Below are 3711 nucleotides of genomic sequence, written 5' to 3' on the forward strand. Positions count from 1 at the left end.
CGGGTACCCCGGACGGCGGCGTCCCCGGGCTCGGGCGATACGGTCGGACCAGACCGTCTCTGCGAAGGATGTCCCGTGGCCAGTGTTGTGAAGATCAACGTCCTGACCGTCCCCGCCGAACAGCGCGAGGTGCTGGAGAAGCGGTTCGCGTCCCGCGCGGGCAGCGTCGAGAACAGCGACGGCTTCGAGTGGTTCGAGCTGCTCCGCCCGCTGGACGGCACCGACAGCTACCTCGTCTACACCCGCTGGCGCAGCGAGGCCGACTTCGAGGCGTGGATGGCGGGCTCGATGCGCGGCGCCCACAAGCCCGCCGAAGGTGCCGCCGAGGGCGGCGAGAAGCCGAAGCCCGCGGCCACCGACTCCACCCTGTGGTCCTTCGAGGTCGTCCAGTCCGCCGGACCGAAGCCCGCCGACCAGGGCTGACCAGGGCTGATCCCGGCCGCCCGCCCCCGCCGCCCGGCCGTGGCGGCGGGGGCGGACCCGGTGTCACTCCACGACGCGGGCGATCAGCAGCCCGTCGTATCCCTTCGTCCCCACCGTCTGGACCGCCGTCGCGTCCAGCCGCGGCTCCCGTGCCACCAGCTCGAACATCTCCCGCGTGCCGCGGAGCGACGGATCGTCCGCCGCCGGGTCGACCAGCGCCCCGCCCCGTACCACGTTGTCCACCACGATCAGCGTGCCCGGCCGGGACAGCTTCAGGGCCCACTCCACATACCGGGCGTTGTTCACCTTGTCCGCGTCGACGAAGACCAGATCGAACGGACCCGCGCCCGGCTCCGCCGCCAGCTTGGGCAGCGTCTCCAGCGCCGGACCCGTCCTGACCTCCGCGATCGCGTCGAGACCCGCCCGCGTCAGATTGGCCCGCGCCACCGCGGCATGCCGCTCGTCGTACTCCAACGAGATCAGCCTGCCGCCCTCGGACAACGCCCTGGCCAGCCAGATCGTGCTGTAGCCGCCCAGCGTGCCGATCTCCAGCACCCGCCGGGCGCCCAGGGTGCGGGCCAGCAGATACAGCAGCTTGCCCTGGTTCGGGGCGACGGCGATCGCGGGCAGCCCCGCCGCCTCGCTCTCCGCCAGCGCCGCCGTCAGCACCTCGTCCGCCGGAACCAGCATCTCCGTCACATAGGCGTCCACGGCGTTCCAGCGCGCCCCTGCCGCCTCTTCGTACGCATCGGTCATGACCTCAACCTAAGCTGTCCCCGTGCCCCGCGACCCCCTCGGGCACCGCGCCGCACATCGTGGTGCGGTCGGCGGTACGGAGAGCCGGGCACTGTTCCCGTCCGTTCCCCGGGCCGGTCCGCCATGGCCGGGATCCGGCCGGACATCCGAACAAAACCGGGCGACAGTCAGGCAAAGAGGGGGTTGCCCGAGTCTCATTCTCTGGGCAATGCGAGGCTATTTCGGGGCCGTGTCACCTCTTCGGCAGGTGACGACGGCCCGTGGACCAGGAAACACCGGCATTTCGGGATGTAGGGGAGGCGCGGCGCGACGTGGCGAACGCGGAGCACAGCGTGCGCGGAAGTGATACCGCGAGGGGGGCAGCCACCAGGATGAGCGCGGCGAGAGCCGTGCTCTGGCTCCTGGCCGCCGTGCTCGCCGTACGGCAACTGGCGGTCGTTCTCCGCCGGCCGCCCGGCGAGCGCCTGATCGATCTCGACGCCTGGGTCGGCCCCGAAGGCGTCCTGCACGTGGCCGGATCGCTCTACGAGAACGACCGGTTCAACGGCACCCCCTTCGCCGGGCTCGTACTGAAACCGCTCACCCGCACCGCCGAGCAGAGCCTGGGCGTCGTGTGGACCTTCGCCACCCTGCTGCTCGTCGTGGCGATAGGACTGGTCGTCGCCCGCGCCCTGCCGGGCCCCGTATCGCGCCGTACGGCGCTGCTCGCCGCGCCCGTCGCGATCAGCCTGCTGATGCTGTCGCTGCCCGTCCGGAACAGCTTCTACCTCGGCCAGACCAGCATCATCCCGGTCCTCCTCGTCCTCCTCGGCTGCTTCGTGGCCCGCGGGGAACGGACGTCCGGGATCCTCATCGGTATCGCCGCGGCCCTCCAGCCCACCGTGCTGCTCTTCGCCCCGCTGCTCTGGTTCACCGGGCGCCGCCGGGCCGCGGTCTCCTCGGCCGCCGCCTTCGCCGCCTGTACGGCCGTCGCCTGGGCGGCGATGGCCGGGGACTCCTGGACGTACTGGGTCGAACACGCCGCGGGCGCCGGACTCGGCGGCGCGTCCGACGCCGTCGCCAACCAGTCCCTGCACGGCGCCCTGCTCCGCCTCGGCCTCGAAGGGCCGCTGGAGATCGCGCTCTATCTGGTGCTGGCCGCCGCCGTGGTCGGGGTCGGGCTGCGCCGCGCGGTCCGCTACGCCCTCGACGGCCAGCTGCTGCTCGCGGTCGCGGTCACCGGCTGTGTCGCCGTCGCCGTCTCGCCCACCACCTGGCAGCACCAGCTGCTGTGGGTGCTGCTCGCGGTCGTCGGCCGGGTCGGCAAGAAGGCCGCGGACCGGATGCTGTGGCCGGTGCTCGTGATCTTCGCCCTGACGCTGCCGGGCAAGATGCTGCTGCCGAACATGGGCTTCCTGCACCCGTTCCGCGACAACGCGGTCCTGATCGCCGCACTCGCCGCCGCCTGCGCCGTACCGTTCCTGGCCCGGACCGATCCGCGGTTCGCCCGTCCGCTGCCGACGGAGTACGCCACCCCGCCCGCGTCCCGGTGGCGGTGGGTGCCCCTGCTGCCGTTCTGGCGGCGGGCGCTGAGCCGCCCGAACCTGCTGCTGGAGCTGGTGGCGATCCGGGTCGGCTACGCCATCTACTCCAAGATCCGGCTGGCGGCGACGGCCTCCACGGCCACCGCCGAGGAGCACGGACGGCAGATCGCCTCCATCGAGGAGGCCATCGGCATCGATATCGAGCACGGCATCAACATGGCCGCGGCGAAGGTGGAGTGGCTGACGGACTTCCTCAGCTTCTACTACACGTCGTTCCACTTCCCGGTACCGCTGGCGGTACTCGCGGTGCTCTACATCCGCCGCCCCACGGACTACCGCTGGGCGCGCGCGTCGCTCGCCTTCGCCACCCTGCTCGCGCTGGTCGGCTTCTGGCTCTACCCGCTGGCCCCGCCGCGGCTGATGCCCGGGATGGGCTTCATCGACACGGTCCACCGCACGGAGGACCTGTCGAACCCCGAGTTCGGCGCGATGACCGCGGTCACCAACCAGTACGCGGCGATGCCGTCGCTGCACTTCGGCTGGTCGCTCTGGTGCGGTGTGGTGATCGTGATGCTGGCGCCCAAGATGTGGATGAAGGCCCTGGGCCTGCTGCACCCGCTGATCACGCTCTATGTGATCGTCGCCAGTGCCAACCACTGGATCCTCGACGCGCTGGGCGGCGCGATCGTGGTCGCCGCGGGATTCGGTCTGACGTACGTGCTCTCGGGGCGGCGGTCGGCGGTCCCGGAGGCCGCGAAGGCGGCGGAGACGGCGGAGGCGGCGGAACCCGTGCCCGTGGGTGCGCCGGCCGGGCCCCCGGCCGACGGGATCGACGGATCCTCGGCCGCCGTCGAGACGAAGGTGTCCGTACCGGCGGCCAGGACCCCGGTGGAGAGCCAGGTGCCCGACCCTGCCGGGGCCGGAGGCCGAGACCCGGACGGCGGCGGCGGTACGGCTGTCGCGGGGAAGTCGGCGACCTGAACCGGAACATCGCGCGGTGATGGCGGAG

3 protein-coding genes are annotated in these 3711 nt (G+C 72.1%); 2 read left to right on the forward strand and 1 reads right to left on the reverse strand.

Going from position 1 to position 3711, the window contains the following annotated elements:
* Positions 1-75 precede the first annotated feature (75 nt).
* The gene (locus ACFXG1_RS32965) at positions 76-423 is read left to right on the forward strand and encodes an antibiotic biosynthesis monooxygenase family protein (RefSeq protein ID WP_384745856.1); all 348 of its coding nucleotides are present in this window, start codon (positions 76-78) and stop codon (positions 421-423) included.
* 63 nt (positions 424-486) lie between these two features.
* On the opposite strand, the gene ACFXG1_RS32970 is transcribed toward ACFXG1_RS32965, so the two are convergent.
* Positions 487-1179 carry an O-methyltransferase gene (locus ACFXG1_RS32970; RefSeq protein WP_384721286.1) on the reverse strand — a complete coding sequence of 231 codons (693 nt, stop codon included), beginning with the start codon at positions 1177-1179 and terminating at the stop codon, positions 487-489.
* 371 nt (positions 1180-1550) lie between these two features.
* Between ACFXG1_RS32970 and ACFXG1_RS32975 the strand changes: the two genes are divergently transcribed.
* The gene (locus ACFXG1_RS32975) at positions 1551-3683 is read left to right on the forward strand and encodes a bifunctional glycosyltransferase 87/phosphatase PAP2 family protein (protein WP_384745858.1); all 2133 of its coding nucleotides are present in this window, start codon (positions 1551-1553) and stop codon (positions 3681-3683) included.
* The last annotated feature ends 28 nt before the right edge of the window (positions 3684-3711 follow it).

The organism is Streptomyces sp. NPDC059248 (assembly GCF_042753905.1).
GTDB lineage: Bacteria > Actinomycetota > Actinomycetes > Streptomycetales > Streptomycetaceae > Streptomyces.

Excerpts from the sequence above, each read along its gene's own strand:
- ACFXG1_RS32975 (WP_384745858.1), top strand. The coding sequence starts at position 1,551 with ATGAGCGCGGCGAGAGCCGTGCTCTGGCTCCTGGCCGCCGTGCTCGCC.
- ACFXG1_RS32970 (WP_384721286.1), bottom strand. The coding sequence starts at position 1,179 with ATGACCGATGCGTACGAAGAGGCGGCAGGGGCGCGCTGGAACGCCGTG.